The sequence below is a fragment of the Actinacidiphila paucisporea genome, assembly GCF_900142575.1.
Classification (GTDB): domain Bacteria; phylum Actinomycetota; class Actinomycetes; order Streptomycetales; family Streptomycetaceae; genus Actinacidiphila; species Actinacidiphila paucisporea.
This window is the reverse complement of the sequence record NZ_FRBI01000004.1, coordinates 92,803-118,345: the sequence shown is the minus strand read 5'-3', so window position 1 is coordinate 118,345 and position 25,543 is coordinate 92,803. Positions and strand designations below refer to the sequence as shown.

Sequence of the window (25,543 nt, the reverse complement as noted above, 5' to 3'; positions counted from 1 at the left end):
CCGTCCGTGCCTGTTGCCTTCCCCGATCGGCGGCCGCCTACCGCGCGGGACCGGTCGGAACCAGCGCGACCACCGGGATGACCCGGTCGGTCTTCTCCTGGTAGTCGGCGAACCCAGGGTAGAGGGCGGCCTGTTCCGCGTACTTGCGGTCCCGCTCCTCACCGGTGAGAACCTCGGCGCGGACCGGGACCGTCCGGTCGCCGACCTCGATCTCGGCGTCGGGGTTGGCGACCAGGTTGTGGAACCAGGCGGGGTTGTCGGGGGCGCCGCCCTTGGAGGCGAAGACCAGATAGCGCTCGCCGTCGCGCAGGTACATCATCGGCTTGACGAACTTCCGCCCGGTGCGGGCTCCCGTGTTGTGCAGCAGAAGCAGCGGGGCGCCCTCGAAATTTCCGCCGACCTTCCCGTGGCTGGCGCGGAATTCGGCCACGATCTGGGCGTTGTAGTCCCCGGGCTCGCTCATTGAACTCTCCTTTACGTCCCCGACGGCTGATGTGGTGTCAGCCTATCGAAGCGACTGCTGGGACCGGCAGGGCTCACCTGCGGCGACCGCCGGTCGCTCACGGCGACCGGCGGACGAAGCACAGGACGGCCCGGGCGGCGGCAATACCGCGGATCCGGCCCTTTTCGCCCCCCGGCGGATTGACGCTTTATGGACGGCTGCGAGGGCCGGAGCCCGGGCACACGTAGGAGAGACAGAACGTGATGACCAACACCCCACCGACCGCACCCGTCCCGCTGCGCGCCGGGACGCGGTTGTCGTTGGCACTGGCGCGGGAAGAGATGATGCAGGAGTACCACCGGTGGGAGACCGACCCGGCGACCGTCGTCGGCTTCGGCGCCCGCTGGCCGGTGTCCTGGGAGGTCTTCCGCGCGCGCTTCCGCACCGGCCACACGTCGGCTCACTCCCAGCTCTTCGAGGTGATCACCGCACCGGGCGGGACCCCGGTGGGAAGCACCGCCCTCAGCGTCGACCAGTCCGTCAACAGTGCCGAGTTCACCCTCGTGATCGCCCCGGAGCAGCGCGGCCGGGGCTACGCGGCAGAAGCCACCGCACTGACCCTCGAGTGGGCGTTCACGATCGCCTCGCTCAGTTCGGTGTGGCTGGAGGTACCCGCGCCCCACACTCCCGCGATCAACGCCTATCTCAAGGCCGGCTTCCGGGCCGCCGGACGGTTGCGCAGCGCCGCCCTGTGGCACGGCAGGCGGGTCGACAAGCTGCTGTTCGACTGCGTGCCCGACGACCTCGGCGGAAACAGCGGTGATTCGCGTTGTCTCGGACATAAGAAGTGGCTCGCAGAGAAGAAGTGAAGCACGGGCAAGAAGTGACTCGCAGAGAAGAGGTGACCACCATGTCCTGCCCCGACGTGAACTGCCGCAAGGGCGGCTGCACGACCGATCCGGGCCGAGGCCGGCCGACCGGCAGCGGCGACTCCAAGCACTGACCGGCGGCTATCCCCCCATTCTTCGCGAATCCGCATTATCCGGACGGCCGGGCTGCTCCCCGTACCGCATCGCACGGGACCCGCCCGGCCGCCTCCGTGCCCTCCCTCGCCACTCAACCGGTTAAGCGGGGGCTTCTGTGCAGGCTCGACAGGACGTACGGTGTCACCGATCGACCACGACCCTGCCGCGAAGGACTCCGTATGGCCCTCTTCGACCTGCCGCTCGACCAGCTTCGCGACCGTCGCAGCAGCTCGGCGGAGCCCGCGGACTTCGACCAGTTCTGGACCGACACCCTCGGCCAGGCGCGGCAGTACGCCCTCGACGCGCGCTTCGAGCGGGTGCCGACCGGGCTGACCACGCTGGACACCTACGACGTGACCTTCGCGGGCTTCGGCGGCCACCCGGTCAAGGGCTGGTTCACGGTGCCCGCCGGCACCGCGGAGCCGTTGCCGGTCGTCGTGGAGTTCGTCGGCTACGGCGGCGGCCGCGGTCTGCCGCACACCCATCTGCTGTGGGCGTCGGCGGGCTACGCGCACTTCCTGATGGACACCCGCGGCCAGGGCGCCGGCTGGTCGGCCGGCCACACCGAGGACCCGGTCGGCAGTAGCCCGGCCTCCCCCGGCTTCCTGACCCGCGGCATAGAGGACCCCTACGACTTCTACTACCGCCGGGTCTTCACCGACGCCGTCCGAGCGGTCGAGGCGGCCCGCTCGCACCCGCTGGCCGACGCCTCGCGCACGGTGGCGGCGGGGATAAGCCAGGGCGGCGGCATCACGCTGGCGGTCGGCGGACTGGTGCCCGACCTGGCGGCGATCGCCCCCGACGTCCCCTTCCTGTGCGACTTCCCCCGGGCCGTCACCCTCACCGACACGCTCCCCTACCGCGAGGTCGGCACGTACCTGTCGGTGCACCGCGACCGCAGGGCACGGGTGCTGGACACCCTGGCGTACTTCGACGGCGTGCACTTCGCCGCCCGCGGCCGGGCGCCCGCGCTCTTCTCCACCGCGCTGGAGGACGAGACCTGCCCGCCTTCCACCGTCTTCGCGGCCTTCAACGCCTACGCCGGCGAGGACAAGCAGATCGAGGTCTACGACTTCAACGGCCACGAGGGCGGCGGTCCCTACCAGCAGGCGGCCCAGCTGCGGTGGCTGCCGGGCGCGTTGGCCGGAAACAAAAAAGAGGAATAGCCCGGTGGAACCGGGGAAGGCGGGACGTCACCAGTCGTACGAGTGCGAGGCGATGACGTGAGCGCAATGGTTGAGCAGTCGATAGGCACGGACAGGTCGGCTACCGCGACCCTTGAGCCGTCACAGGCCGCCCGGTGGCCGAGCGGGCCGGAGGCCGCCACCGGCGGGCTGCCGTTGATCGACGACGCGACGACCGTGGCGCCGCAGGACGCGCGGATGCTCTCGAAGCTGTTCTTCGACCGCCTCCAGGAGCTGGAGGAGGGCACCGCGGCCTACAGTTACGCGCGCAACACGCTGATCGAGATGAACCTGTCGCTGGTGCACTTCGCCGCCGGCCGCTACCGCAACCGGCCCGCCACCGACCACGAGGAGATCGTGCAGGTCGGCACCATCGGCCTGATCAAGGCGATCGACCGCTTCGACCTCTCCCGTGAGACGGAGTTCACCACCTTCGCGGTGCCGTACATCGTCGGGGAGATGAAGCGCTTCTTCCGCGACACCACCTGGGCGGTGCATGTGCCGCGGCGGCTCCAGGAGCTGCGGGTGGAGCTGAGCAAGGCCAAGGAGGCGCTGTCGCTCGACCTGGACCGCGACCCGACGGTGGCCGAACTGGCCGCGCACCTGGGCCTGACGGAGCAGGAGGTCATCGAGGGTCTGGTGGCCGCCAACGGCTACACGGCGGGGTCCATCGACACCCCCTACAGCGACTCCGACAGCGCGACCGACGGCGAGGGCCGCACGCTGGGTGAGACGTTCGGCGAGTGCGACCCGGCGATGGACCTCTTCGAGGACTTCCACACCCTGGCCCCGCTGATCGAGAAGCTGCCGGAGCGCGACCGGCTGCTGCTGCGCCTGCGGTTCGGCGACGAGCTGACCCAGGCGCAGATCGGTGAGCAGCTGGGCTGCTCGCAGATGCACGTCTCCCGGCTGCTGAGCCGGATCGTCGCCCGGCTCCGCAAGGGCCTCCTGGTGCAGGACTGACGCCGCCGGCACCGCCCCGCGACCCCCCGGCCCGAGCGGGCCGGGGGGTCGCGGGCGTCCGGGGTCAGGACGGTGTGACGTCCGCCCGGTCCAGGGCGATGTTGGTGCCGCCGCTGGCGCCGTTGCGCTGCCCGGTGTTGGTGATGGTCACGGTGTGCGTGCCGACCGCCAGCCGCGGGCTGGTCCACACCACGCCCGAGGCGTTGCGGCTCGGGGCGTAGTTGTCGACGGTGACCGGTGAACCGCCGTCGACGGACAGCGACATGATGCCCTGGTCGGCGTCGCGCACCGCGTGCAGGGCGACCTGGGTGCCGCGGAAGGTGAAGGTCGCGACCGCGCCGCCGGTGTACGACCAGTTGGCGGTCTGCTGGTACATGTCGCTGACGCCGTTGGTGACGCCCCAGTTCGCCCCGTAGCCGAAGTGGTCGAGGTCCGAGGTGCTGGTGTCGGTGCCGTCCACCACCACGGTCGGGTCGACGGGGCCGGTGCTGCCGTTGCCCGGGGTGAGGGTGACTGTGTAGGCGTCGGAGCCGCTGGTACGGGTCACCGGCAGGTGCAGGGTGGCGCCGTCGGTCGCCACATCCGCGTCGAAGACGGTGACGGGCGCGGACAGCGGGCTCTGGTCGGGGATGCGCTGGACGGTGGCGTGCACGGCCCCGCTGTGGAGCAGCCAGGACGCCGCGGACAGGTTCCGTACGGTCACGGTGGTGGTGCCGCCCTGCCCGGAGTTGTTGCCGAGCAGCGCCAGCACCTGGTGGGCGGAGGAGTCGGCGGCCGCGGCGACGGCCACCCCGCCGCCGCCGGTGGTGGCCAGCAGCCGGCCGCTGAGCCGGGCGTACGCCTGGTAGACCCACCACTGCCCGGTGGGCTGCCCGCCGGCCAGCAGCGAGTCCAGGGTGCCGGCGCCGCAGCAGTCGGACCAGATCGCGTGCGCGGCCGCGGTGACGCCGGACGCGGACAGCCGGTCGAGGAACCAGGCGGTGTAGGCGGAGTTCTGCTGCTGCGAGAAGAGGTACTCGTTGATGGTCAGCGGCAGCGGGGCGATGCCGTGCGCGGACTCCAGGGCCCTGGCGTCGGCCGCGTCGGTGGCCGGGTCGTCGCCGAAGTGCCAGTTGAGCACGTTCGGCAGGGTGTTGTCCGCCTTGGTCTGCCCGAGCCAGGAGTCCAGCCAGCCGTGGTTGTAGCCGCTGTAGGAGGGGCCGACGATCTGCGCGGCCGGGACCAGGCGGCGGATCTCGCGTACCGCGGTGTCCCACATCCGGTAGTACTGCGGGCTGTTGACGCCGCGCTGCCAGAATCCGGTGCCGTCCGGCTCATTCCAGATGTCGTACGCCACCGGTATGCCGGAGGCCTGCACGTCCGCCACCACGCGGTCGACGAAGGCGGCCCAGTTGGAGCAGTCGCCGTTGTCGCAGGGGTAGACGGTGCTGGCCGGCTGGGTGGTGTCGGCGCCCCACACGTCGGAGACCAGCAGGTGGTAGGTGGCGCGGTAGGGAGCCGCGGTGACCCGGCGGGCCTGGGAGAGAGCCGAGTTGATCCGTACCCGGTAGCCCGCTCCCGCGGTGTAGCCGTCGCCGAGCCAGCCGCCGCCGGCGATCCTGGCCCCGCCGCCGCGGAAGAGGGCGGGCTTGAGCGGCTGGAGCAGGTTGTCGGCCGGCGCGGAGCCGTCCTGGCTGAGGCCGTACAGGAAGCCGGAGCCGACGGCGGTGGGGGCCGCGCCCTGGGCTGCCAGGTCGACGGTCACCTCGGAGTCGGCGGCTGCCGCCGGCGCCGGGTCGAGGGTGGCCGCCGCCAGTACGGCGGCGCCGAGCGCCGCCAGGACCGGCAGCGTCCAGGGGCGCCACCCGGGGCGGGCGGCGGACTTCCGTGCGGGGTTGCGTTTCATCGTTTCTCCCTGAGGGGGGTGAAGGGATCGGCGTGGTCGCGGAGGAAGAGCGGGACGGTGTCCAGCGGGGCGGCGGCGGTCACCCACTGGCCGCCCGGGTGGAAGGTGCCGGTGGCCGGGTCGCGCCACCGCGCGCCGGCCGGCAGGTAGACCCGGCGCTCGGTGGCGCCGGGCCGCAGCACCGGGGCCACCAGCAGGTCGCGGCCGCACAGGAACTGGTCGTCGATGTCCCAGCCCGCCCGGTCGGCGGGGAATTCCAGCAGCAGCGGGCGGATCAGCGGCAGCCCGTCGGTGCGGCCGGCCGCCAGCTGCTCGTGCAGATACGGCCGCAGGCGGGTGCGCAGGTCCAGGGCGGCGGTCATGGCGGCCTGCGCCCGCTCGCCGTAGGACCAGATCTCGTTGGGGCCGCCGCCGACCCCGATCGGGCCGTGGAAGACCCGCGGTTCGCGGTGGCCGTGCAGCCGCAGCAGCGGGCAGAAGGCGGCGAACTGGAACCAGCGGACCATCAGTTCGCGGTAGTGCTCGTCGTCCGGGTCGCCGCCGTGGAACCCGCCGATGTCGGTGGTCCACCACGGGATGCCGCTCATCGCGACGTTGAGGCCGGCGCGTACGGAGTCGGCGAGCGCCTCGAAGGTCGCGGGGATGTCGCCCGACCACAGCGCGGCGCCGTAGCGCTGCGATCCGGCCCACGCGGACCTCACCAGGGACAGCACCTCGGTCTCGCCCTGCGCGGTGAGGTGCTCGTGGATGCCGCGGGCGTGCTCGCGCGGGTAGAGGTTGGCGACCTCGGAGCCGCTGCCCGCCGCGTAGTCCAGGTTGTGCGGGTGCCCGGGGCGCATCTCGGGCTCGCAGGCGTCCAGCCAGAAGGCACGGATGCCGAGCTTGTAGTAGTTCTCCTGCAGCCGGTCCCACAGCGCGGCCCTGGCCGCCGGGTCGGTCGCGTCGTAGAAGGCGACGCCGATGCCCTCGGGTGCCTCCTCGGTGTCGGGCCAGTCGGCGTGCACGGTCGCCCCGCTGTAGGTGGCCACCAGCTGCCCGGCGTCCCGCAGCCCCGCGTAGCCCTCGGACAGCGGGCTCACTGACGGCCACACCGAGACCGCCGGCTCCACGCCGAGCGAGCGCAGTTCGTCGACCATGCCGCGCGGGTCCGGCCAGTCACGGCGGTCGAAGTCCCAGTCGCCCAGGTTGCGCCAGTGCAGGTAGTCGATGACGATCACCGACAGCGGCAGCCCGCGGCGGGCGTACTCGCGTGCCACGTCCAGGACTTCGGCCTGGTTGCGGTAGCGCAGCTTGCTCTGCCACAGGCCCGAAGCCCACTGCGGGAAGGCCGGGGCGTGGCCGGTGGCGTCGGCGTAGTGTCCGAGGATGTCGGCGGGGGTGCGGCCCGCGGTGAGCCAGTAGTCCAGCTGCCTGGCCCGGTCGGCGACCCAGCGGGTGCCGTTCGCGGCGAATTCCACCCGGCCGACGGCGGGGCTGTTCCACAGGAAGCCGTAGCCGCGGCTGGAGACCGCGAAGGGGATGGACACCTCGCCGTTGCGCTGCTGGAGTTCGAGCACCGTGCCCTTCTGGTCGAACCGGCCGTGGCCGTGCTGCCCCAGGCCGTGGATGCGCTCGCCGTCGTAGGCGGCGAAGCGCTGCTCGATACGGTGCAGGCCGCCGCCGGCCGATTCGAAGTGCCGGGCGCCGGGCCACCAGAAGTGCGGCGGCTCCTCGCGCAGCAGCTCCTCGCCGGTGTCGGCGCGGGTCGCGGTGAGCAGCCCGCCGGCGGCGCCGACGGTGATCCGCAGCAGCCCGTTGGTCACCACCGCGTGCGTGTCGTGGACCTCGACGGCGGCGTCCGCGGCAGTCGCGGGCTCGGGGTCGAGGGCGCCGGGCAGCCCGTCGGCGACCCGGTGGACGCCGGCCCGCACCCGGGCGCTGTCGGGACCCCACGGCTGGACCTCCAGCACGTGGTGGCCGTGTCGCCACCGCAGGAGGTTCGGGAGCTGGGTGAACGCGGACGGCAAGGTCTTTCTCCTCGGTTCGTGGTACGGACGGGGCGGCGCAGGGACTCGGGCGGCCGGGGGCGGTCAGTCCTTGACCGCGCCGCTGGTGACGCCGGCGGCGACGTAGCGCTGCGCGACGACGAGCAGGACGGCCGCGGGCAGCGACGCGATGATCCCGGTGGCCATCACGCTGTTCCAGTCGCTCAGGTGCGCCCCGATGAAGCGGTAGATGCCGACGGTCACCGGCGCCCGGTCGTCCCGGGTGGTCAGGGTGACCGCGAAGAGGAAGTCGGCCCAGGCGAAGAGGAAGGAGAACAGGCTCGCGGTGACCACGGCGTTCCTGCTGACCGGCAGGATCACCGACAGCAGGGTGCGCAGTTTCGACGCCCCGTCCAACAGCGCGGCCTCGCTCAGCTCGGCCGGCACGCCGCGCATCGAGGCCTGCAGGATCAGCACCGCGAAGGGCACGCACAGAGTCGAGTCGGCGAGGACCAGTGCCAGGGGCGAGTCGAGCAGCCCCAGCCGGTTGGCCGCGGTGTAGAAGGAGTTGGCCATCACCACGCCGGGGATCATCTGCGCGACGAGGAAGGCGAAGGTCAGCAGCCGGCCGCCGGGCGCCCGCAGTTGGGCCAGCCCGTAGGCGGCGGGCACCGCGATCAGCAGCACCAGCACGACGGTGCCGGCCGACACGCCGAGGCTGATCAGCAGGTGGCTGCCCTGGGTGGACAGCGCCCGGCGGTAGCCCTGCAGGGTGCCGTGCACCGGGAACCAGGTCGGCGCATGCCTGACCAGCTCGGTGGACGGCAGCAGCGAGGCGTTCAGCATCCAGTAGAGCGGGAAGAGCATCACCGCGAGGATCAGCAGCGCGACAGCCGTGTACGCGCCGCCGGTTGCCCGTCCCGTCCCGGCGGCCCGGCCCGCGGCCCGCCGGTGCGTCGTGGCGCTCACCGGCCGGCCTGCCGCTGCTCGCGGGTGGCCCGCAGATAGACCACGGCGAAGACCACCGCGACACCGATGAGCAGGTTGCCCACCGCCGCACCGCGGCCGAACTCCAGTTGCTGGAAGGACAGGTTGTACGCGAAGGTGGTCAGCGTCTGGGAGGAGCCCGCGGGACCGCCCTGGGTGAGGATCATGATCACGTCGAAGACCTTGACGGTGTAGATCAGGCCGAGGGTGAGCACCACGGCGGTGACCGGCCGCAGCAGCGGCAGGGTGATGTGCCGGAAGCGCTGCCAGCCGCCCGCGCCGTCCAGCGACGCGGCCTCGTACAGCTCCCCCGGGATGGACTGCAGGCCCCCGTAGAGGATCACCATGTTGAACGGGATGCCGACCCAGATGTTCACCAGCGTCACCGCGGTCAGCGAGTCGTGGGTGCTGGCCAGCCAGGGCACCGGATGGGCGATGAGGTGCACGTTCAGCAGGACGTGGTTGAGCACGCCGGAGTCGGTGTCGAGGATCCACCGCCAGGCGGTGCCCGACACCACCAGCGGCAGCAGCCAGGGCACCAGCAGCAGCGAGCGCAGCGGGCCGCCCAGCGGGAACCTGCGGCTGAAGAACACCGCGAGCGCCAGGCCGATCGCGAACTGGAAGGCCAGCGAACCGGCGGTGAACAGCACGGTGTTGAGCACCGTCTCGCCGAAGTGGCCGTCGTGGAGGACCTTGCTGTAGTTGTCCCAGCCGACGTAGGGCGCCACACCGGTGTAGAAGGACGAGACGGTGTAGTCCTGGAAGCCCATCCTGATGCTGCTGGCCAGGGGGTAGAGGTAGAAGCCGGCGACGTAGAGCCACGCGGGGGCGACGAAGGCGACGGCCGCCCAGCGGACTCGCGCCGGTCCGCGGCTGCGCCCGCCGGGCGGGGCGGGGGCCGCGGTTGTCGCGGCCTGCCTGCCCTGAACGGTGATGGACATGGTGCGCTTCCCGTCTGGTACGTGATCGGGGTCGGGTCCGCGGTCAGTTCTTCGCCGCGCTCTGGGCCTGGGACAGCGCCGACCCGGGGCTGGTGCCACCGGCCAGCACCGCCTGGATCGCGTCCGCGAGGGCCTGGCTGACCTTGGGGTAGGCGGTGCCCAGCTCGGTGGTCCTGGCCTTCGCGGTGCCGACCTCCTGCACGAAGGCGGCCAGCTGCGGGTCAGCCGAGGCGAGTTGGGCGGCGGCCCGCTGGTTGCTGGGGATGTAGCCGGCGTCCTTGGACCACTTGGCGCTCTCGTCCTGGCTGAGCAGGCACTTCACCACCGCGACGGCCTTGGCCTCGCGGGCCGGCTTGCTGTGGCCGACCGTCCAGACCTCGCCGCCCAGCGGAGTGACCGGCTTGGCGTCGGGGCTGGGAACCGGGATCGGGACGACGCCGAAGTGCAGCTTCTTGTCCGCGTTCAGGGTGGGCAGCTGCCAGGGGCCGTTGACCATCATCGCGGCGTTGCCCGCCATGAACTGGTCGTTGACGTCGGCCTGCGTCCAGGTCACCACGGACTTCGACGCGGAACCCGAGCCGACCAGGTCCTTCCACAAGGTGAGCGCCTTCACCGCCTGCGGGGAGTCCAGCTCCTTCAGATTGCCGCGCGCGGTCCAGAAGAACGGCTCGAACTGGAAGGTGCCCTCCTCGGTGCCGACCGCACTGAAGGCCACGCCGTAGCGCGGTCCCTGGGTGAGCTTCTTGGCGTCGGCGGCCAACTCCGCCCAGGTGGTGGGCGGTTCGAGGCCGGCCCGGGTGAAGAAGTCGGTGTTGTAGTAGAGCGCCAGGCCGTTGACGCCGGGGGCTATGCCGTACGTCTGCCCCTGGTACTGCCCGGCCTGCGCGATGGAGGGGTAGAGCCCCTCGGTGCTCAGTCCGGCCTTCGACAGCGACACCAGGCCACCGGTCGCGGCGACCTGCTGCAGGTCGGGGTTGTCGATCAGGGCCAGGTCGGGCAGGGAGCGGGCGGAGGCCTGCTGGAGCAGCTTGGGCATGAACTGGGCGCGCGGCACCTGCTGGTGCTTGATCTTCACCCCGTTCCTGACCCCGCACTCGTCGAGGATCTGCGGCAGCTGGGTGTTCTGCGGCGCCGCGTCGTAGTAGTCGATCTCGGTGAGGGTGTCCGGCGCGCCACCGGAACCACCTGATCCCGAGCCGGTACCGCAGGCGGCCAGCGTGAGCGCGCCCGCTGCGGCGAGTGCGGCCAGCGCGCCGGGTCTTGCGGCCGGGCGGAACAGACGGGACGTACGAAGCAAGCGGCTCATGGTGACGTGCCTTTCACTGTGTGCGGTACTGAGCTGTGGTCAAGGGGCGCGGCACCAGCGGGTGCCGGGAGGCAGCGGGAAGCTGATGCCCTGCGGTGCAGGCGGCTTGACGTGGCATTCGAATTGATTCGACAGTGGCGACGGGTCGGTCCGGCTCGCGCCGTGGGCCGGACTTGTCCTCGCCCGTTCAGGTACGCCGCGGCCGGGGGCCGTCGGCGGCGGAGCCGCGCCGCGGTCCGGTGCTCGCCCGGATCTTCAGGGCGGGCGCCAGCAGCGTCTCGGCCGGCAGCTCCTCCCCCTCGATCCGCCGGGCGAGGCTGCGGACCGCGACCCTGGCCAGTTCCTCGGCGGGCAGCGACACCGAGGTCAGCGGCGGATCGCACCGCTCGGCCTCGTCGTCGGGACAGATCGCGATGAGCGAGATGTCGTCGGGCACCCGGTGGCCGAGCCCGGCGAGCCGGTCGCGCACCAGCGGCAGCACCCGTTCGTTGTAGACGATCAGCGCCGTCAGGTCGGGCTGCCTGGCCAGCAGGTCGTCCAGCGCCGCGACCACCCCGGCCGGTGTCGGGTCGCAGGCCGCCCACACGGTGCGCTGGCCACGCGACTCCAGCGCGGTCAGCACGGACTCCCTGGCGTGCACGGCGTAGGCGACGTCCCGGCCGAACGCCTCGGGCGGCTGGCCGAGATACCCGACCGAGGTGTGCCCCGACTCGTGCAGGTGCTCGGCGCACGCCCGGGCGGCCAGCGCGAAGTCGAAGTCCACCCGGGGCAACCCGTGCGGCCGGTCAGGGGTACCGACCAGCACCGCGGGGCATTTCAACTCGGTGAGCAGCGGGATACGCGGATCCCGCCGCTGCACCTCCATCAGCATCACCCCGTCGACCAGGGCGCTGGCGACGGCGTCCCTGATCGCGGCCTCACCGTCGTCGTCGGTGAGCATCAGCACCTTCAGGCCGCTGTCCTGGGCGGCGGTCAGGGCCGCCCAGACGTACGGCATCTGCACCTGGTTGTGCGGGCCGTGCACCATCGGCAGCGCCATGGCGATCACCCCGGTGCGGCGGGTACGGATCGACCGCGCGCCGGCGTGCGGCCGGAAGCCCAGGGCCGCGATGCTGCCCTCGACCCGCTTGATGGTCTCCGGCGAGATGGTGCGGTTGCCGCTGAGCACGTACGACACCGTGCTGCGCGACACGCCCGCGTGCCGCGCGACGTCCGCAATCGTCACCGTCATGACCGACCCCATCGTCGCCGTGGTGCTGCTGGAGCATCGAGCCGGCCGCCGTACCGGCCGAAGTGTCGAACTGATTCGACAAGCTCGAATGGCCGTGAAACTAACACGCGCGCAGGGCGCCCACAAGAGATCGCGCAGGGCGAACTCCGCGGGCGCCCACCGTGGTTCGTCAGACCTGGGCGCCTGCGGCAGCGGAGCCGGGCGTGGAGGCCTGGGACAGCGGGGTGGCGATGTCCTCCAGCGACCTGCCCTCGGCCTTGATCGCCAGGAAGGCCGCGACCAGACCGGCCGCGACCATCAGCGACGCGCCGATCACGAAGGCTGTCACGGTGTCGCCGACCACGCCCGACTTGGTCAGGTCGGCGAAGACCAGCGGGCCGCTGATGCCGCCGGCGGCGGTGCCGATCGCGTAGAAGAAGGCGATGGCCATCGCCCTGGTCTCCATCGGGAAGATCTCCGAGACGGTCAGATACGCGCTGCTCGCGCCGGCCGACGCGAAGAACAGCACCGCGCACCAGCACGCCGTCATCGTCGTGGCGTTCAGCGAACCGCGGTCGAACAGCCACGCGGTACCGAAGAGCAGCAGGCCGGACAGCACGTAGGTGGAGGAGATCATGATCCGCCGGCCGACGGTGTCGAAGAGCCTGCCGAGCAGCAGCGGGCCCACGAAGTTGCCGGCCGCGATCACCGCGAAGTAGTAGCCGGTCTTGCCGGTCGACACGCCGAAGAAGGTGGTCAGGATGTTGCCGAAGCCGAAGGTGATGGCGTTGTAGAGGAAGGCCTGGCCGATGAAGAGCGACAGGCTGAGCACCGCCCGCCTGGGGTAGCGGGTGAAGACGGTCCTGGCGATCAACCCGAAGCCGACACTGGCCCGCTGGTGGATGGTGATCTTCGTCTTGGGCTCGGGCAGCCGCTCGTGCTTCTCCTCCTCGATCTCCTTCTCGACCGTGCCGACCAGCTCTTTCGCCTCGTTGCCGTGGCCGTGGATGAACTGCCAGCGCGGGCTCTCCGGCACGTGGCGGCGGACCAGCATGATCACCAGGCCGAGCACCACGCCGAGGGCGAAGGTGAGGCGCCAGCCGACGTTGATGGGGAAGATGTTCGTGTTGAGCATCACGATCGACAGCAGCGAGCCGCCGATCGCGCCCAGCCAGTAGCTGCCGTTGATGATCAGGTCGACGCGGCCGCGGAAGCGGGACGGGATCAGCTCGTCGATGGCGGAGTTGATGGCCGCGTACTCACCGCCGATGCCGAAGCCGGTCAGGAAGCGGAAGGTGAAGAACCACCAGGGCTGGAAGGACAGCGCGGTCATCGCGGTGGCGCTCAGATACACCGCGAGGGTGATCATGAAGAGCTTCTTGCGGCCGTACCGGTCGGTCAGCCAGCCGAAGAACAGCGCACCCGAGCAGGCGCCCGCCACGTAGAGCGCGGCGGCCAGGCCGGTGATCTGGGCGGCCGACACCGACAGGCCGCTGCCGTCCTCCGCGATCCGGCCGGCGATGTTGCCGACGGTCGTCACTTCCAGGCCGTCGAGGATCCACACCGTCCCGAGTCCGATGACGATCATCCAGTGCCAGCGCGACCAGGGCAGTCGGTCGAGCCGTGCGGGCACATCCGTGGTGATGGTGTCACCGGCCGCCCCGTCGGGTCGGGCCGCGGATCCGTCCATCGAAGATCACCTCCGCGTCGAAGTCTCACATCGGCCGCCGTTGTTCGCGCGGCTGCCACGCCCGGTACGTCCGGCCGTGCACGATGGCGTCGGGCTCCCCCGGAGCCAGGTCCGGGAGGGGTCCCACCCCGGTGGGTACATCTGTCCCGCCCGCCCGTGGATACGCCCTGAAGGAGGTCGTCAGCCGTGCACCCCGTACTCCGCGAAGCCCGCGACACGCTCGTCCCGGACCCGGCGGGCCCGCACGGCCCGCTGCCGCCGCTGCTGCTGGCGCTGACCCTGGTCACCGGTCTGGTGGACGCCTTCAGCTACCTGGCCCTGGGCCGGGTCTTCGTGGCGAACATGACCGGCAATGTCGTCTTCCTCGGCTTCTCGCTGGCCGGGGCGAGCGGCTTCTCGGTGACCGCCTCCGTGGTGTCGCTGGCCGCCTTCGCCGTCGGCGCGCTGCTCGGCGGGCGGCTGGCCCACGCCATGCCCGGCCACCGCGGGCGGCTGCTGCTGGCGGTCACCGCGGCGCAGACCGCGCTGGTGGTGGCGGCCTGGGTGCTGGCGTCGGTCGCCGACCTGCCCGCGCGGGGCGGCTGGCGGGCGGCGCTGATCGTGCTGCTGGGGCTGGCGATGGGCGGGCAGAACGCGGTGGTGCGGCGGCTGGCCGTGCCCGAGCTGACCACCACCGTACTGACCATGACGATCACCGGGATGGCCTCCGACGGCCGCCTCGCGGGCGGGACCGGCGCCAAGGTGGGCAGCAGACTGCTGTCGGCGTCCGCGATGTTCGTCGGCGCGCTGGCCGGGGCCGCGCTGATCGGGCACGCCGGCCGCGAACTGCCGCTGCCGGTGGCCGCGGCGGTGCTGGCCTCGGTGTCGGCCGCGCTCCTCACGCAGCGCCACTCCACCCGCCGGTGGACGGCCTGAGGGCCGTCCCCTCGTCGCCGCACGCCGGTCCACCGCGGGCGGCGGGGAGCGCCCCTGGAAAAATTTCCGGCGGATCCCGCGCGAGGTGTACATCGCGGCGGTTCCCGATCGTCGTAGGGGTGACCGGGGGATCCCCCGGCGAGGAGACGGACGAGGAGATGTGCCATGAAGTACCTGCTGCTGATCTGCAGTGAGACCGCCGACGGCTTCCCGGGCGCCACGCCCGAGGAGATGGACGCCACGCCGTGGGTCGAGGAGATGACCCGCAGGGGCGTCCGGCTGGACGGCAACAGGACCCGGGCCGCCGAGGACGCCACGACCGTACGGGTCAGGAACGGCGCCCAACTGCTCACCGACGGGCCCTACGCCGAGACCAAGGAGCAGATGGCCGGCTTCGACATCATCGACTGCGCCGACCTGGACGAGGCCATCGAGATCGCGGCCAAGCACCCGGTGGCGAAATTCGGCATGGTCGAGGTGCGGCCGTTCTGGACGGAGTGACGCCGGCGTGCGCGACGACGCGGTGAAGGAGGCCGTCGCCACGGCCTGGTCCCAGGAGTGGGGCCGGGTCGTGGCGGCGGTGATCCGGCAGACCGGGAACTGGGACCTGGCCGAGGAGTGCGCGCAGGACGCGTTCGAGCGGGCGCTCGAACGCTGGCCGCGCGACGGTGTGCCGCGCCGCCCCGGCGCCTGGCTGACCACCACCGCCCGCAACCGGGCGCTCGACCGGCTGCGCCGGGCCGCCAACGAGAGCGTCAAACTGCGCGAGGCGGCCCGGCTCGCCCCCGAGCCGCCGCGCCCCGCGGCGCCGGACGAGCTGCCGCGGGACGAGGCGCTGCCCGACGACCGGCTGCGGCTGATCTTCACCTGCTGCCACCCGGCGCTCCCGCTGCCCGCGCAGGTCGCCCTGACGCTGCGCACCCTGACCGGGCTGAGCACCGCGGAGATCGCCCGCGCCTTCCTGGTGCCCGAGGGCACGATGGCGCAGCGGCTGACCCGCGCCAAGAACAAGATCAGATACGCCGGCATCCCCTTCCGGGTGCCGCCGCCCGACCTGCTGCCCGAGCGCACCGCGGCCGTGCTCGCCGTGCTCTACCTGCTCTTCAACGCCGGTTACGCGCCAGGGGCCGCGGGCCTCGACCAGCGCCGGGTCACCGCGGAGGCGATCCGCCTCGCCCGGCTGCTCGCGGCCCTGCTGCCGGACGAGCCGGAGGCGGCCGGGCTGCTGGCACTCATGCTGCTGCACGACGCGCGGTCCGCGGCCAGGACCGACGCGGCCGGCGACCTGGTGCCGCTGGACGCGCAGGACCGCTCCCGCTGGGACCGCCACCGCATCGCCGAGGGCACCGCCGTGCTGGAGGCCGCGCTCGCCGCCCGGCGGCCCGGGCCCTACCAGGTGCAGGCCGCGATCGCCGCCTGCCACGCGGAGGCGGCCGACGCGGCGGCCACGGACTGGCCGCAGATCGCGCTGCTCTACGGGGAGCTGGCCCGCATGTCCCCCGGCCCCGTCGTCGAGCTGAACCGGGCGGTGGCGGTGGCGATGTCGCAGGGCCCGCGCGCCGGCCTGGCCCTGGTCGACGCCATCGCCTCGGCCGGCGAGCTCGCCGCCTACCACCTCCTCCCTGCGACCCGTGCCGACCTGCTGCGCCGCCTCGACCGCCCGCAGGAGGCCGCCTCCGCCTACCGCGAGGCCCTCGCCCTGGCCCCCACGGAGGCCGAACGCCGCTACCTGGCGTCCCGCCTGGCCGAACTCGCCGCGCAGGGGTGACCGGTCGTCCCCGCCACGTCGCCCAGGACCCGACGGCACGTCAGGCGGCGGGATGCGCGGGCGTTCCGCCCGCCTGGCCGAACTCCCCCCGGGGGTGATCCGCCAGCCAGGTCGCGTCAGCCGGACCCGACGGCACATCAAGCCGCGGGCGGCGCAGGCGTTCCACCCGCCTGGCCGAACTCGCCCTCCCGAGGTGACCCGCCGACCCCGTCGCGTCGCCCAGGACCCGGACGGCACGTCAGGCCGCGGGCGGCAGCAGCGCTCCCCGGGCGGAGTCAGCGCAGGGTGGAGGCCAGGTGGTGCCAGGCCTCCGCGGAGGCGGAGGGGCGGAAGGTGGGGCGGTCGTCGGCGAGGAAGCCGTGCGGAGTCTCGGGGTAGACCACGATCTCGTGGGGGACGCCCGCGGCGGCGAGCCGGCGGGCGGTCAGCCGGGTCTGGTCGGGGGTCACGACGTGGTCGTCGGCACCGGCCAGGTACAGGACGCGGCAGCCCTGCTCGGCGATGCCGGGCGTGAGGTCGAGCAGCGGGTCGGGGCGGCTCAGCGCGGTGCCGGGGGTGTCGAGCCAGCCGGGGTAGACCACCGCGACGGCGTCCAGCGGCACCTGGCTCGCCGCGTAGAAGGCGATGTGGCCGCCGAGGCTGAAGCCGGCCATCCGCGGCCGCCCCGCGGTGTCCTCGCGCCGCTCCAGATGGGCGAGTGTGGCCCGCAGGTCGGCCGTGACCTCCTCCCGGGTGAGCCGGTCGAGCAGGGTGTAGGCCTCGGCGCGGCCCTGGTCGTCGGCGGTGCCGGAGAAGCCCGGCGCGGTGCGGTGGTAGAAGTCCGGTACGACGGCGAGCAGGCCGAGCCCGGCGAGCCGGTCGGCGGTCCTGCGGATGTACGGCGTCAGGCCGAACATCTCGAAGCCCACGATCACCGCGGGCCACGGCCCGTCGCCCGCCGGCCTGCTGACGTACGCGGTCATCGGTTCCGCCGCCCCGGCCACCGGGATGCCGACCGTACCGGTTGTCGCTTCCATGACGAGGACTCTCCTTGCGTGGGTCAGGTGACGCGACCGAGTCTGCGGCGGCCGCCGACACCGCGTCCAAGACCCGTTCTGTCCGCGGCGATACCCTCGGCGCATCGCCGCCGCACCCGCGGCGGCACCCGGGGGGCGGCCGTGGATCTGGACCTGCGCAAGCTGCGCTACTTCGTCGCCGTCGCCGAGCGCCTGCACTTCGGCCGGGCCGCCGAGGACCTGCTCATAGCCCAGCCGGCGCTGAGCCGGCAGATCCGCGCCCTGGAGAGGGAGCTGCGGGCCGAGCTGTTCGTGCGGGACAGCCACCGCGTGGCGCTGACCGCGGCCGGGCGCCAACTGCTGGACGACGCGGGCCCACTGCTGGCCGCCGCCGACGCGGCCCGCCGGCGGGCCGGGCGGGCCGCCGAGGAGCCCGGCCGGCTGGTGGTGGGCTTCCCTACGGGCGTCCGGGTCACCGAAGCGGTCCGCGCCTTCGGTGCCGAGCACCCCGGGGTGAGCGTCGAGGTGCGCCGGCTGGAGTGGGACGACCAGGCCGAGGCCGTACTCGACGGGCGGGTCGACGTGGCCTACGTACGGCTGCCGGTGATCGAGGCCGGGCTCGCGCTGACCCCGCTGTACGGCGAGCCGCGGATGGCCGCGCTGCCCGCCGGGCATCCGCTGGCCGCCCGCGAGCGCCTGACCGCGGCGGAACTGGCGGCGCAGACCGAGATCCTGCACCTGTGCGTCAATCCCGACGCGGCGGACCCGCGGGCTCCCTCCGCGGTCCGCACGGTCGAGGAGAAGCTGGAGTACGTGGCGGCGGGCCGCGGGGTGACCTGCCTGCCGCGGTCCGCCGCCCTGCTGCACAGCCGCCCCGACGTGGTCTACCGGCCGGTGGCCGACCTGCCGCAGGACCAGGTCGCGCTGGCCCGCCCGGCGCGGCGGCCCGCGCCGTCGGCCGCCGCCTTCATCGCGGCGGCGCTGCGCGCCGGGCCGCCCGCCGGGAGCTGAGCCGCCTGGCTCAGCAGGTCAGCAGCCCGGCGTTCTGCTTGGCCGTCAGGACCCGCCGCAGGCTGTCGGACACCGCGCCGCGCAGCGCGGCGTCCTGCGGCATCCGGCTGATCACCGCCGCGGTCATCGGCACGATGTCGCTCGGCTTGACGGTGAGCAGCACGTTGCCGCCCGCCTTGAAGAAGTCCACCGCCCGCTGGGCGGGCGTGTGGTCACTGACCGCCGCGGCCGCGCCGAGGTCGTCGGAGATGATCGCGCCCTTGAAGCCGAGCGAGCCGCGCAGCAGGTCGCGCATCACCTTGGAGGAGAAGGCCGCCTGGGTGTTGGGGTCGATCCGCGAGTAGATCGCGGAGGACACCATCACGAAGGGCGTGCCGGCCTTGACCGCGCTGCGGAACGGTTCGAGGAAGGGGTCGGTGCGCGTGGTGGTGGAGTCGGTGACGCCGGCGGTGAAGTCGGTGTTGCCGGTGACCCGGCCGAGACCGGGGAAGTGCTTGGCGCTGGTGATGACGCCGGCCTGGAGCATGCCGCGCACGAAGGCGGTGCTGTGGGTGGCCACCGTGGTGGGATTGGTGCCGTACTCGCGCTGCAGCTTGCCGATCGGCGCGTTGACGCCGACCAGGTTCGGCGGCACGGTGTCGGCGACCGGTGCGAGGTTCATCGTCACCCCGGCGGCCTTGAGCTGCTGTCCCCAGGTCTTCGCGTCCTTCTGCAGGGTGCTCGCCGACAGCTTGCCCTGCTGCACCGCCGTCGGGATGGCGCTGAAGCCGGGGCCGTTGAGCACCTGGACCTGGCCGCCCTCCTGGTCGGTGGAGACCAGCATCCTCACCGTGGCGCCCTTCACCGACGGCGCCAGCTTCCTGACCTGGTCGGTGACCTGCCTGACGGTCGCCACGCCCGCGGAGGTGTGGCCCATCAGGAAGACCGAGCCGACCCGGCCGCCGGTGATGGCGGCGGACTGGGCGCCGGTCATGTGCGAGGAGCCCACGGCGCTCATGAACAGCTGGCCGACCTGCTGCGCCCGGCTCATCCCGGCGGCCGCCTTGCTCACGCAGCTGGCGGGCTCGGTGGTGCCGGTCTTCGCGGGCGGCGGTACGGCCGTGGTGCGCGAGGCGGAGGGCGAGGCCGATGTGGTGGTGGCACTGGGCGTGCCCGAGGTGGTCATGGCGGAGGACTCGGGGGCGGACGCCGAGCTGGTGCCGGGGGAGGAGTTCGAGCTGTTGTCGCCGCACGCGGTGAGGCCGGCGGTGGCGGTGGCCAGCAGGCCCAGTACGAGTCCGGCGCCGCGGACCCCGCCGGCCGCGCCGGTGAGGAGGCGGCCGCGGGATCCGGCGCGTTGCGGCGCGCGATGCGGTCGCGGGTCGGCAAGGGAACGGGTCGGCTGGCGCACGGTGGACCTCACACCTCGTCGGTCGTCGGGAAGGGCCGGAAACGGCGGTTGCGTCTCACTTTCTTCCTGCCACCCGAGACACCAGTCATCTCATGTGAAGAAAAGAAACCCTCATGAGTGGATCAGGATGCCCCCTGACGGCCCTGTCGCGCATCTTCTGAGCGCCGCCCTTCTCGGATGCGACCAGGCCGTACGCACTGGCGTACGCACGGTGCTTGACGGTGCGGGAGAACCGGGGCGAGCATGTGGGAGCGCTCCCATGGGTGACCGGGCGGTCAGTGGCTCCCCGTCGGCCGACCGCGGCCCGCGGGCGCGCTCCCCCCACCACGACCATCGCCCTCCCAGGAGGACGCGTGCCCATCTTCGGAAAACCGCCCCTGCGCGCCATCCGCCGCGCCCGTGCCGCCGCGGTCACCGCCGTCGCCGCCCTGCTGCCGCTCGCGATGGCGGCCGCCGCGGGCGCTCCCGCGGCCCGCGCCGCCACCCCGGCGGCCGCCCCCGCCGCGGCCGGCGGCTACAACTACGCCGAGGCCCTCCAGGGCTCGATGCTCTTCTACGAGTCCCAGCGCTCCGGCAAGCTGCCCCCGGACAACCGCGTCGCCTGGCGCGGCGACTCCGACCTCACCGACGGCGCCGGCACCGGCGTCGATCTGACCGGCGGCTACCACGACGCCGGCGACGAGGTGAAGTTCGGCTTCCCGATGGCCTTCTCGATGACCATGCTCGGCTGGGGCGGCGTCGACGAGGCCGCCGGCTACACCAAGAGCGGGCAGAACACCTACCTGCTGCGCAACCTCCGGTGGGGCGACGACTGGCTGCTCAAGGCCCACCCGTCGGCCAACGTCCTGTACGGCCAGGTGGGTGACGGCAGCAGCGACCACTCCTTCTGGGGCCCGCCCGAGGTCAACCCGTCGCCGCGGCCCGCCTTCAAGATCGACGCCTCCTGCCCCGGCTCCGACCTCGCGGGCGAGTCCGCCGCGGCGCTCGCCTCCTCGTCCATGGTCTTCAAGGCGAGCGACCCGGCCTACGCCGCCATCCTGCTGACCAACGCCAAGCAGCTCTACACCTTCGCCGACACCTACCGCGGCACCTACGACAAGTGCATCACCGCCGCCCAGGGCTACTACAACTCCTGGAGCGGCTACTGGGACGAGCTGGTGTGGGGCGCCCTGTGGCTCTACCGCGCCACCGGCGACAGCACGTACCTGGCGAAGGCGGAGACGTACTACGCCCAGCTGCCCAAGATGAACCAGACGACCACGCCCGAGTACAACTGGACGCTGGCCTGGGACGACAAGTCCTACGGCGACTACGTGCTGCTCGCCGAACTCACCGGCAAGCAGGTCTACGTCGACGACGCCGAGCGCTGGCTCGACTGGTGGACCACCGGCGTGAACGGCCAGAAGGTGACCTACTCCCCCGGCGGCGAGGCCTTCCTCGACACCTGGGGCTCGCTGCGCTACTCCTCCAACACCGCGTACGCCGCCCTGCAGTTCTCCGACTGGCTGACCGCGCACGGCAAGGACGCGGCCAAGGCGCAGACCTACCGCGACTTCGGAGTACGGCAGATCGACTACGTCCTCGGCGACAACCCGGCCAAGGAGAGCTACGAGATCGGCTTCACCAACTCCGGGAAGAACACCAAGTGGCCGCAGAACCCGCACAGCAGGGCCGCGCACGGCTCCTGGTCGCAGTCGATGACCGAACCGGCCGCGACCCGGCACCTCGACTACGGCCTGCTGGTCGGCGGCCCCGGCTCCGCGGACGACGGCTTCTCCGACGAGCGGTCCAACTACGGTGAGACCGAAGGGGCGCTGGACTACAACGCCGGCTTCTCCGGCGCGCTCGCCGCGCTGACCGACGACTACGGCGGCACGCCGCTGGCCAACTTCCCGCCGAAGGAGACCCCCGACGGCCCCGAGGAATTCCTGCAGGCCTCGGTCAACGCGGCGGGCACGAACTTCTACGAGATCAAGGCGCAGGTGGTCAACAAGTCCGGCTGGCCGGCCCGCCACCTCACGCACGGCAGCTTCCGCTACTACTTCACCCTCGACGCCGGCACCAGCCCGTCGCAGGTCACGGTGACCTCGGCCTACAACCAGTGCCTGGCGCCGAGCGGTCCCACGCAGTTCTCCGGCAACGTCTACTACGTGACGATCAGTTGCGAGGGCCAGGACATCGCCCCCGCCGGGCAGTCCGCCTTCCACCGCGAGGTGCAGTTCCGGCTCGCCTTCCCCGGGCCGCACAACCCGGCCGGCGACTGGTCCTACCAGGGGGTCTCCACCGTGCCCGGCTCGACGCCGGTCACCGTCAACGACATGGTCCTCTACGACGGTTCGACCCCCGTGTGGGGCACCGCGCCCAGCGGCTCGGGCACCACCGACCCGCCCGCGACCCCGCCCGGCGCCCCCGGCACCCCCACGGCGTCCGCCGTCACCAGCACCTCGCTCACCCTGACCTGGCCCGCGGCCACCCCGGGCACCCTCCCGCTGGCCGGCTACCAGGTCTACGCCAACCGCGGCGCCGGGCCGGTACTGGTCGGCTCCCCGACGGGTACGAGCCTGGCCGTCACCGGGCTGACGGCGGCCACGGCCTACTCCTTCACCGTGAAGGCGGTCGACACCGCGGGCACCGCGTCGGCGGCGTCCCCCGCGCTGTCGGTGACCACCGCCTCGACCGGTACGCCGCCCCCCGGCGGCGGGGCCGCCTGCACCGCCGTCTACCGGGTGACGAACGCCTGGTCGGGCGGCTTCCAGGCGGACGTCCTGGTCACCAACACCGGTTCCGCCGCGCTCAGCGGCTGGACGCTGGCCTTCACCTTCGGAGGCGACCAGAAGATCGGCAGCGGCTGGAACGGCACCTTCGCCCAGTCCGGGCAGAAGGTCACGGTGACCAACCCGTCGTACGCCCCGTCCCTCCCGGCCGGCGGCACGGTGGACCCCGGCTTCACGGCCACGTATTCCGCCAGTAACGCGGCGCCGTCCGGCTTCTCGCTGAACGGGGTGGCCTGCACGTAGCGCTGCCCGCGCAGGGGGGTGCCCGTTCCGGCGGGCACCCCCTGTCCGACCGTGGAGGTCGCGCGCACGCAGCGGCACCGGGGCGCGGGAAAGCCCGCCTGAGGGTGCCCTCAGGTGGCCGGCGGGTGAACTGGCGCGGAATTGTGGTTTCCCGCCGATCGCCAAGCGCACGGTGCGGTCAGGTGGTGCTTAGCATGAGCGGCACCCCGATCCACTGCACCGAAACTGGAGGTCCGGTGTGTCCGCCGAACCTGACGGCATAGTGCCGCCGTTCCCGCCCCCGCCCTCCGGGACGCGCATGACCCGCAGGTGGCAGGCCACCGCCGCGGTGGTCGCCGTCGCCGCGGCGGTCACCGCCACGGTGCTGGTCGCCGGGTCGGGCGGCGGCGGAGAGCACGCAGCAGCGAAGGCGCAGGCACCCGCCGACGGGCTGCGGCACACCGCGATCGACGTCTCGACCGGTACGTGCGGGCAGGGCTGGAGCCGGCCGCGGAGCGGAACGCAGGTCTTCGATCTGCACAACACGTCGGGCGCGGCCGCCGAGGTCGACCTGACCGACCCGCGCACCGGCAAGGTCTACGGCGAGGTGGAGGGCCTGGCGCCCGGCACCACCCGGCCGATGACCGTGCGACTGGGCAGCGGCAGCTACGCGTTCAAGTGCCTGCAGAACGACGCGGACGCGGTGACCGGGCCGACCGTCGTGGTGGCCGGGAAGCAGCCGCAGGGGCCGGCCGCCGCGCCGGTCGACCAGCACGACCTGATCCCGCCGACGCTGGCCTACCAGAAGTGGGTGGGGCAGCGGATCGCCGAACTCGCCGCGGACACCGGCAGGCTGAAGGCCGACATCGACCGCGGCGACCTGGCCGCCGCCCGCCGGGACTGGCTGCCCGCGCACCTGGTCTACGAGCGGATGGGCGCGGCCTACGACACCTTCGGTGACGCCGACGCGGCCATCAACGGGATCGCGGCCCGTACGCCCGGCGCGGTCGACGACCCGCACTTCACCGGTTTCCACCGGATCGAGTACGGGCTGTGGCACGGCCGGTCGGCGGCCTCGCTGCGCGGCCCGGCCACCGCGCTGGACGGCGCGGTGCACGACCTGCTCGGCGGCTGGCCGGATCAGCGGATGGACCCGGCGGCGATGGGCCTGCGCGCCCACGAGATCGTCGAGGACACCGAGCAGTTCGAGCTGACCGCCCGCACCGACTACGGCAGCGGGACGAGTCTGGCCACCGCCCGCGCGAACCTGGACGGCACCCGGGCGATCCTCGACGAGTTGCGCCCCCTGCTGGAGCCCCGCGACGCCGGTATCGCGAAGCTCGACGCGGCGCTCGTCCGTACGCAGGCGACGCTGGACGCCCTGCGGCACGGCGGGGTGTGGACGTCGGTCGACAAGCTCACCCACGCCCAGCGCCAGCAGGTCAACGCCGACTTCGGCGATCTGCTCGAACAACTCGCCCCGGTGGCGGCGATCTTCGAAGTACGGAGGACGGCATGACCGACACCCGCGGCAGCGGCGACCTGCGCAGGCGCGGTTTCCTGCGCGGCGCGGCACTGGGCGTGGGGGCGGTGGGCGCGGTCGCCGGCGGTGCCACCGCCCTGGCCGGCTCCACCGCGTCGGCGGCCACGCCGTCGGCCGCTCCCGCCGGGCGCGGCGCGGGCTTCCACGGGTCGCACCAGGCCGGCATCGTGGAGAACGTCCAGCTGTCCACCGCCTTCCTGTCGTTCGACGTCACGGCGGCGGACCGGCGGGAGCTGACCGAACTGCTGCACACCGTCACCGACCGGGCGCGCTTCCTGACCGCGGGCGGCACGCCCGCCCCGCTGGGCATCACCGACTCGCCGTCGGACAGCGGCACGCTGGGCCCGCGACTGCCGGGCGACGGGCTGACGGTGACGGCGGGGGTGGGCGCGTCGCTCTTCGACCGGCGGTTCGGCCTCACCGACCGCAGGCCGCTGCGGCTCTCGCGGATGCCGGCCTTCGCCGACGACGACCTGGACGAGGCCTGGTGCCACGGCGATCTGAGCCTGCAGCTGAGCGCGCCGCACCCGGACACCGTGCTGCACGCGCTGCGCGACATCGCCCGCAACACGCGCGGCGGGATGCAGGCGCGCTGGCGGATGGACGGCTTCAGCAGCCCGCCGCGGCCCAGCGGCACCCCGCGCAACCACCTGGGCTTCAAGGACGGCACGGCCAATCCTGACGTCACCGACCCGGCGGTCGCCGACGAGGTGGTGTGGGTCGGCGCCGGGGCCGAACCGGCCTGGACGGCGGGCGGTTCGTACCAGGTGGTGCGGCTGATCCGGATGCTGGTGGAGTTCTGGGACCGCGTCTCCCTGACCGAGCAGGAGCGGATGTTCGGCCGCAGCAGGGACACCGGCGCGCCGCTCGACGGCTCGCGCGAGTTCGACGTGCCGAAGTTCGCCGAGGACCCGACCGGCGACATCATCCCGCTGGACAGCCACATCCGGCTGGCCAACCCGCGGACCGCGAAGACCGACGACTCCCGCCTGCTGCGCCGGGCCTACAACTACGACCGCGGCATGGACGGCAACGGCAACCTCGACATGGGGCTGATCTTCGTCTGCTACCAGCAGGACCTGGAGCGGCAGTTCGCCGCGGTGCAGCGGCGACTCGCGGGTGAACCCCTGGTGGACTACGTCTCACCTTTCGGTGGCGGGTACTTCTACGCTCTGCCTGGGGTGCGCGACCGCGCCGACTGGCTGGGGCGGACCCTGCTCGCCTGAGGCGGCGCCCGACGGGGGCAAAGAGGGGGTCAAGACTTGCCCTGGATTTACTGACCCGCTGTTCACCCCCGCGCCACCACCGGGCCTTTGTCATGTCGCAGA

General features: G+C 72.7%; 20 protein-coding genes. 10 read left to right on the top strand and 10 right to left on the bottom strand.

From position 1 onward, the window contains the following. Positions 1-37: 37 nt before the first annotated feature. Entirely contained in the window at positions 38-463 is a 426-nt protein-coding gene (locus tag BUE44_RS08485; RefSeq protein WP_073495693.1) for a nitroreductase family deazaflavin-dependent oxidoreductase, read from the bottom strand. 242 nt (positions 464-705) lie between these two features. Here BUE44_RS08485 and BUE44_RS08480 point away from each other — a divergent pair, with 242 nt between their 5' ends. The 3 genes from BUE44_RS08480 to BUE44_RS08470 all read left to right on the top strand — a co-directional run bounded on the left by BUE44_RS08480 (position 706) and on the right by BUE44_RS08470 (position 3,614). After that, positions 706-1,311 (top strand): GNAT family N-acetyltransferase, encoded by a 606-nt coding sequence (locus tag BUE44_RS08480; protein WP_073495690.1) that lies wholly within the window; start codon positions 706-708, stop codon positions 1,309-1,311. A 335-nt stretch (positions 1,312-1,646) separates the two neighbouring features. Continuing rightward, positions 1,647-2,633: an acetylxylan esterase gene (locus BUE44_RS08475; RefSeq protein ID WP_073495688.1), complete on the top strand. Its 987-nt coding sequence runs from the start codon at positions 1,647-1,649 to the stop codon at positions 2,631-2,633. A 66-nt stretch (positions 2,634-2,699) separates the two neighbouring features. Further along, the gene (locus BUE44_RS08470) at positions 2,700-3,614 is read left to right on the top strand and encodes a SigB/SigF/SigG family RNA polymerase sigma factor (RefSeq protein WP_073495685.1); all 915 of its coding nucleotides are present in this window, start codon (positions 2,700-2,702) and stop codon (positions 3,612-3,614) included. Between the two features lie 64 nt (positions 3,615-3,678). Here the strand turns inward: BUE44_RS08470 and BUE44_RS08465 are convergent, their stop codons facing one another. From BUE44_RS08465 to BUE44_RS08435, 7 genes are all read right to left on the bottom strand, one after another. Then, complete coding sequence (locus tag BUE44_RS08465) at positions 3,679-5,499, bottom strand: hypothetical protein (RefSeq protein ID WP_073495681.1); 1,821 nt, start codon at positions 5,497-5,499, stop codon at positions 3,679-3,681. Next, positions 5,496-7,505, bottom strand: coding sequence for a glycoside hydrolase family 31 protein (locus BUE44_RS08460; RefSeq protein ID WP_073495678.1), 2,010 nt, complete (start codon positions 7,503-7,505; stop codon positions 5,496-5,498). The genes BUE44_RS08465 and BUE44_RS08460 overlap by 4 nt, the downstream gene beginning before the upstream one ends. 63 nt (positions 7,506-7,568) lie before the next feature. Beyond that, positions 7,569-8,330 carry a carbohydrate ABC transporter permease gene (locus tag BUE44_RS08455; RefSeq protein WP_073496173.1) on the bottom strand — a complete coding sequence of 254 codons (762 nt, stop codon included), beginning with the start codon at positions 8,328-8,330 and terminating at the stop codon, positions 7,569-7,571. Positions 8,331-8,428: 98 nt separating this feature from the next. Next, positions 8,429-9,391 carry a carbohydrate ABC transporter permease gene (locus BUE44_RS08450; protein WP_073495675.1) on the bottom strand — a complete coding sequence of 321 codons (963 nt, stop codon included), beginning with the start codon at positions 9,389-9,391 and terminating at the stop codon, positions 8,429-8,431. Positions 9,392-9,434: 43 nt separating this feature from the next. Beyond that, positions 9,435-10,697, bottom strand: coding sequence for a sugar ABC transporter substrate-binding protein (locus tag BUE44_RS08445; RefSeq protein ID WP_200804371.1), 1,263 nt, complete (start codon positions 10,695-10,697; stop codon positions 9,435-9,437). 187 nt (positions 10,698-10,884) lie between these two features. Next, on the bottom strand, positions 10,885-11,928 hold the full coding sequence (locus BUE44_RS08440; protein ID WP_235001975.1) for a LacI family DNA-binding transcriptional regulator: 1,044 nt from the start codon (positions 11,926-11,928) through the stop codon (positions 10,885-10,887). 169 nt (positions 11,929-12,097) lie between these two features. Next, positions 12,098-13,597 (bottom strand): MFS transporter, encoded by a 1,500-nt coding sequence (locus tag BUE44_RS08435; protein WP_073495668.1) that lies wholly within the window; start codon positions 13,595-13,597, stop codon positions 12,098-12,100. Positions 13,598-13,783: 186 nt separating this feature from the next. Here BUE44_RS08435 and BUE44_RS08430 point away from each other — a divergent pair, with 186 nt between their 5' ends. From BUE44_RS08430 to BUE44_RS08420, 3 genes are all read left to right on the top strand, one after another. Further along, positions 13,784-14,512, top strand: coding sequence for a YoaK family protein (locus BUE44_RS08430; protein WP_073495665.1), 729 nt, complete (start codon positions 13,784-13,786; stop codon positions 14,510-14,512). A gap of 165 nt (positions 14,513-14,677) precedes the next feature. Beyond that, positions 14,678-15,013 (top strand): YciI family protein, encoded by a 336-nt coding sequence (locus tag BUE44_RS08425; protein WP_073495662.1) that lies wholly within the window; start codon positions 14,678-14,680, stop codon positions 15,011-15,013. 7 nt (positions 15,014-15,020) lie between these two features. Next, positions 15,021-16,280 (top strand): RNA polymerase sigma factor, encoded by a 1,260-nt coding sequence (locus BUE44_RS08420; protein ID WP_073495659.1) that lies wholly within the window; start codon positions 15,021-15,023, stop codon positions 16,278-16,280. A gap of 275 nt (positions 16,281-16,555) precedes the next feature. On the opposite strand, the gene BUE44_RS08415 is transcribed toward BUE44_RS08420, so the two are convergent. Beyond that, positions 16,556-17,296: a dienelactone hydrolase family protein gene (locus BUE44_RS08415; protein ID WP_073495656.1), complete on the bottom strand. Its 741-nt coding sequence runs from the start codon at positions 17,294-17,296 to the stop codon at positions 16,556-16,558. A 141-nt stretch (positions 17,297-17,437) separates the two neighbouring features. Between BUE44_RS08415 and BUE44_RS08410 the strand changes: the two genes are divergently transcribed. Next, a complete protein-coding gene (locus tag BUE44_RS08410; protein WP_073495653.1) occupies positions 17,438-18,286 on the top strand; it encodes a LysR family transcriptional regulator in 849 nt (282 codons plus the stop codon). A gap of 10 nt (positions 18,287-18,296) precedes the next feature. On the opposite strand, the gene BUE44_RS08405 is transcribed toward BUE44_RS08410, so the two are convergent. After that, entirely contained in the window at positions 18,297-19,676 is a 1,380-nt protein-coding gene (locus tag BUE44_RS08405) for a glycoside hydrolase family 3 N-terminal domain-containing protein (protein ID WP_235001974.1), read from the bottom strand. A 353-nt stretch (positions 19,677-20,029) separates the two neighbouring features. Here BUE44_RS08405 and BUE44_RS08400 point away from each other — a divergent pair, with 353 nt between their 5' ends. The 3 genes from BUE44_RS08400 (at position 20,030) to efeB (ending at position 25,441) form a co-directional block, all read left to right on the top strand. Further along, positions 20,030-22,693 carry a glycoside hydrolase family 9 protein gene (locus tag BUE44_RS08400; RefSeq protein ID WP_073495650.1) on the top strand — a complete coding sequence of 888 codons (2,664 nt, stop codon included), beginning with the start codon at positions 20,030-20,032 and terminating at the stop codon, positions 22,691-22,693. A 298-nt stretch (positions 22,694-22,991) separates the two neighbouring features. Further along, the gene (locus tag BUE44_RS08395; RefSeq protein ID WP_079189585.1) at positions 22,992-24,191 is read left to right on the top strand and encodes an EfeM/EfeO family lipoprotein; all 1,200 of its coding nucleotides are present in this window, start codon (positions 22,992-22,994) and stop codon (positions 24,189-24,191) included. Beyond that, positions 24,188-25,441 carry an iron uptake transporter deferrochelatase/peroxidase subunit gene (gene efeB / locus BUE44_RS08390; RefSeq protein WP_073495644.1) on the top strand — a complete coding sequence of 418 codons (1,254 nt, stop codon included), beginning with the start codon at positions 24,188-24,190 and terminating at the stop codon, positions 25,439-25,441. Before BUE44_RS08395 ends, efeB begins: the two co-directional genes overlap by 4 nt. The last annotated feature ends 102 nt before the right edge of the window (positions 25,442-25,543 follow it).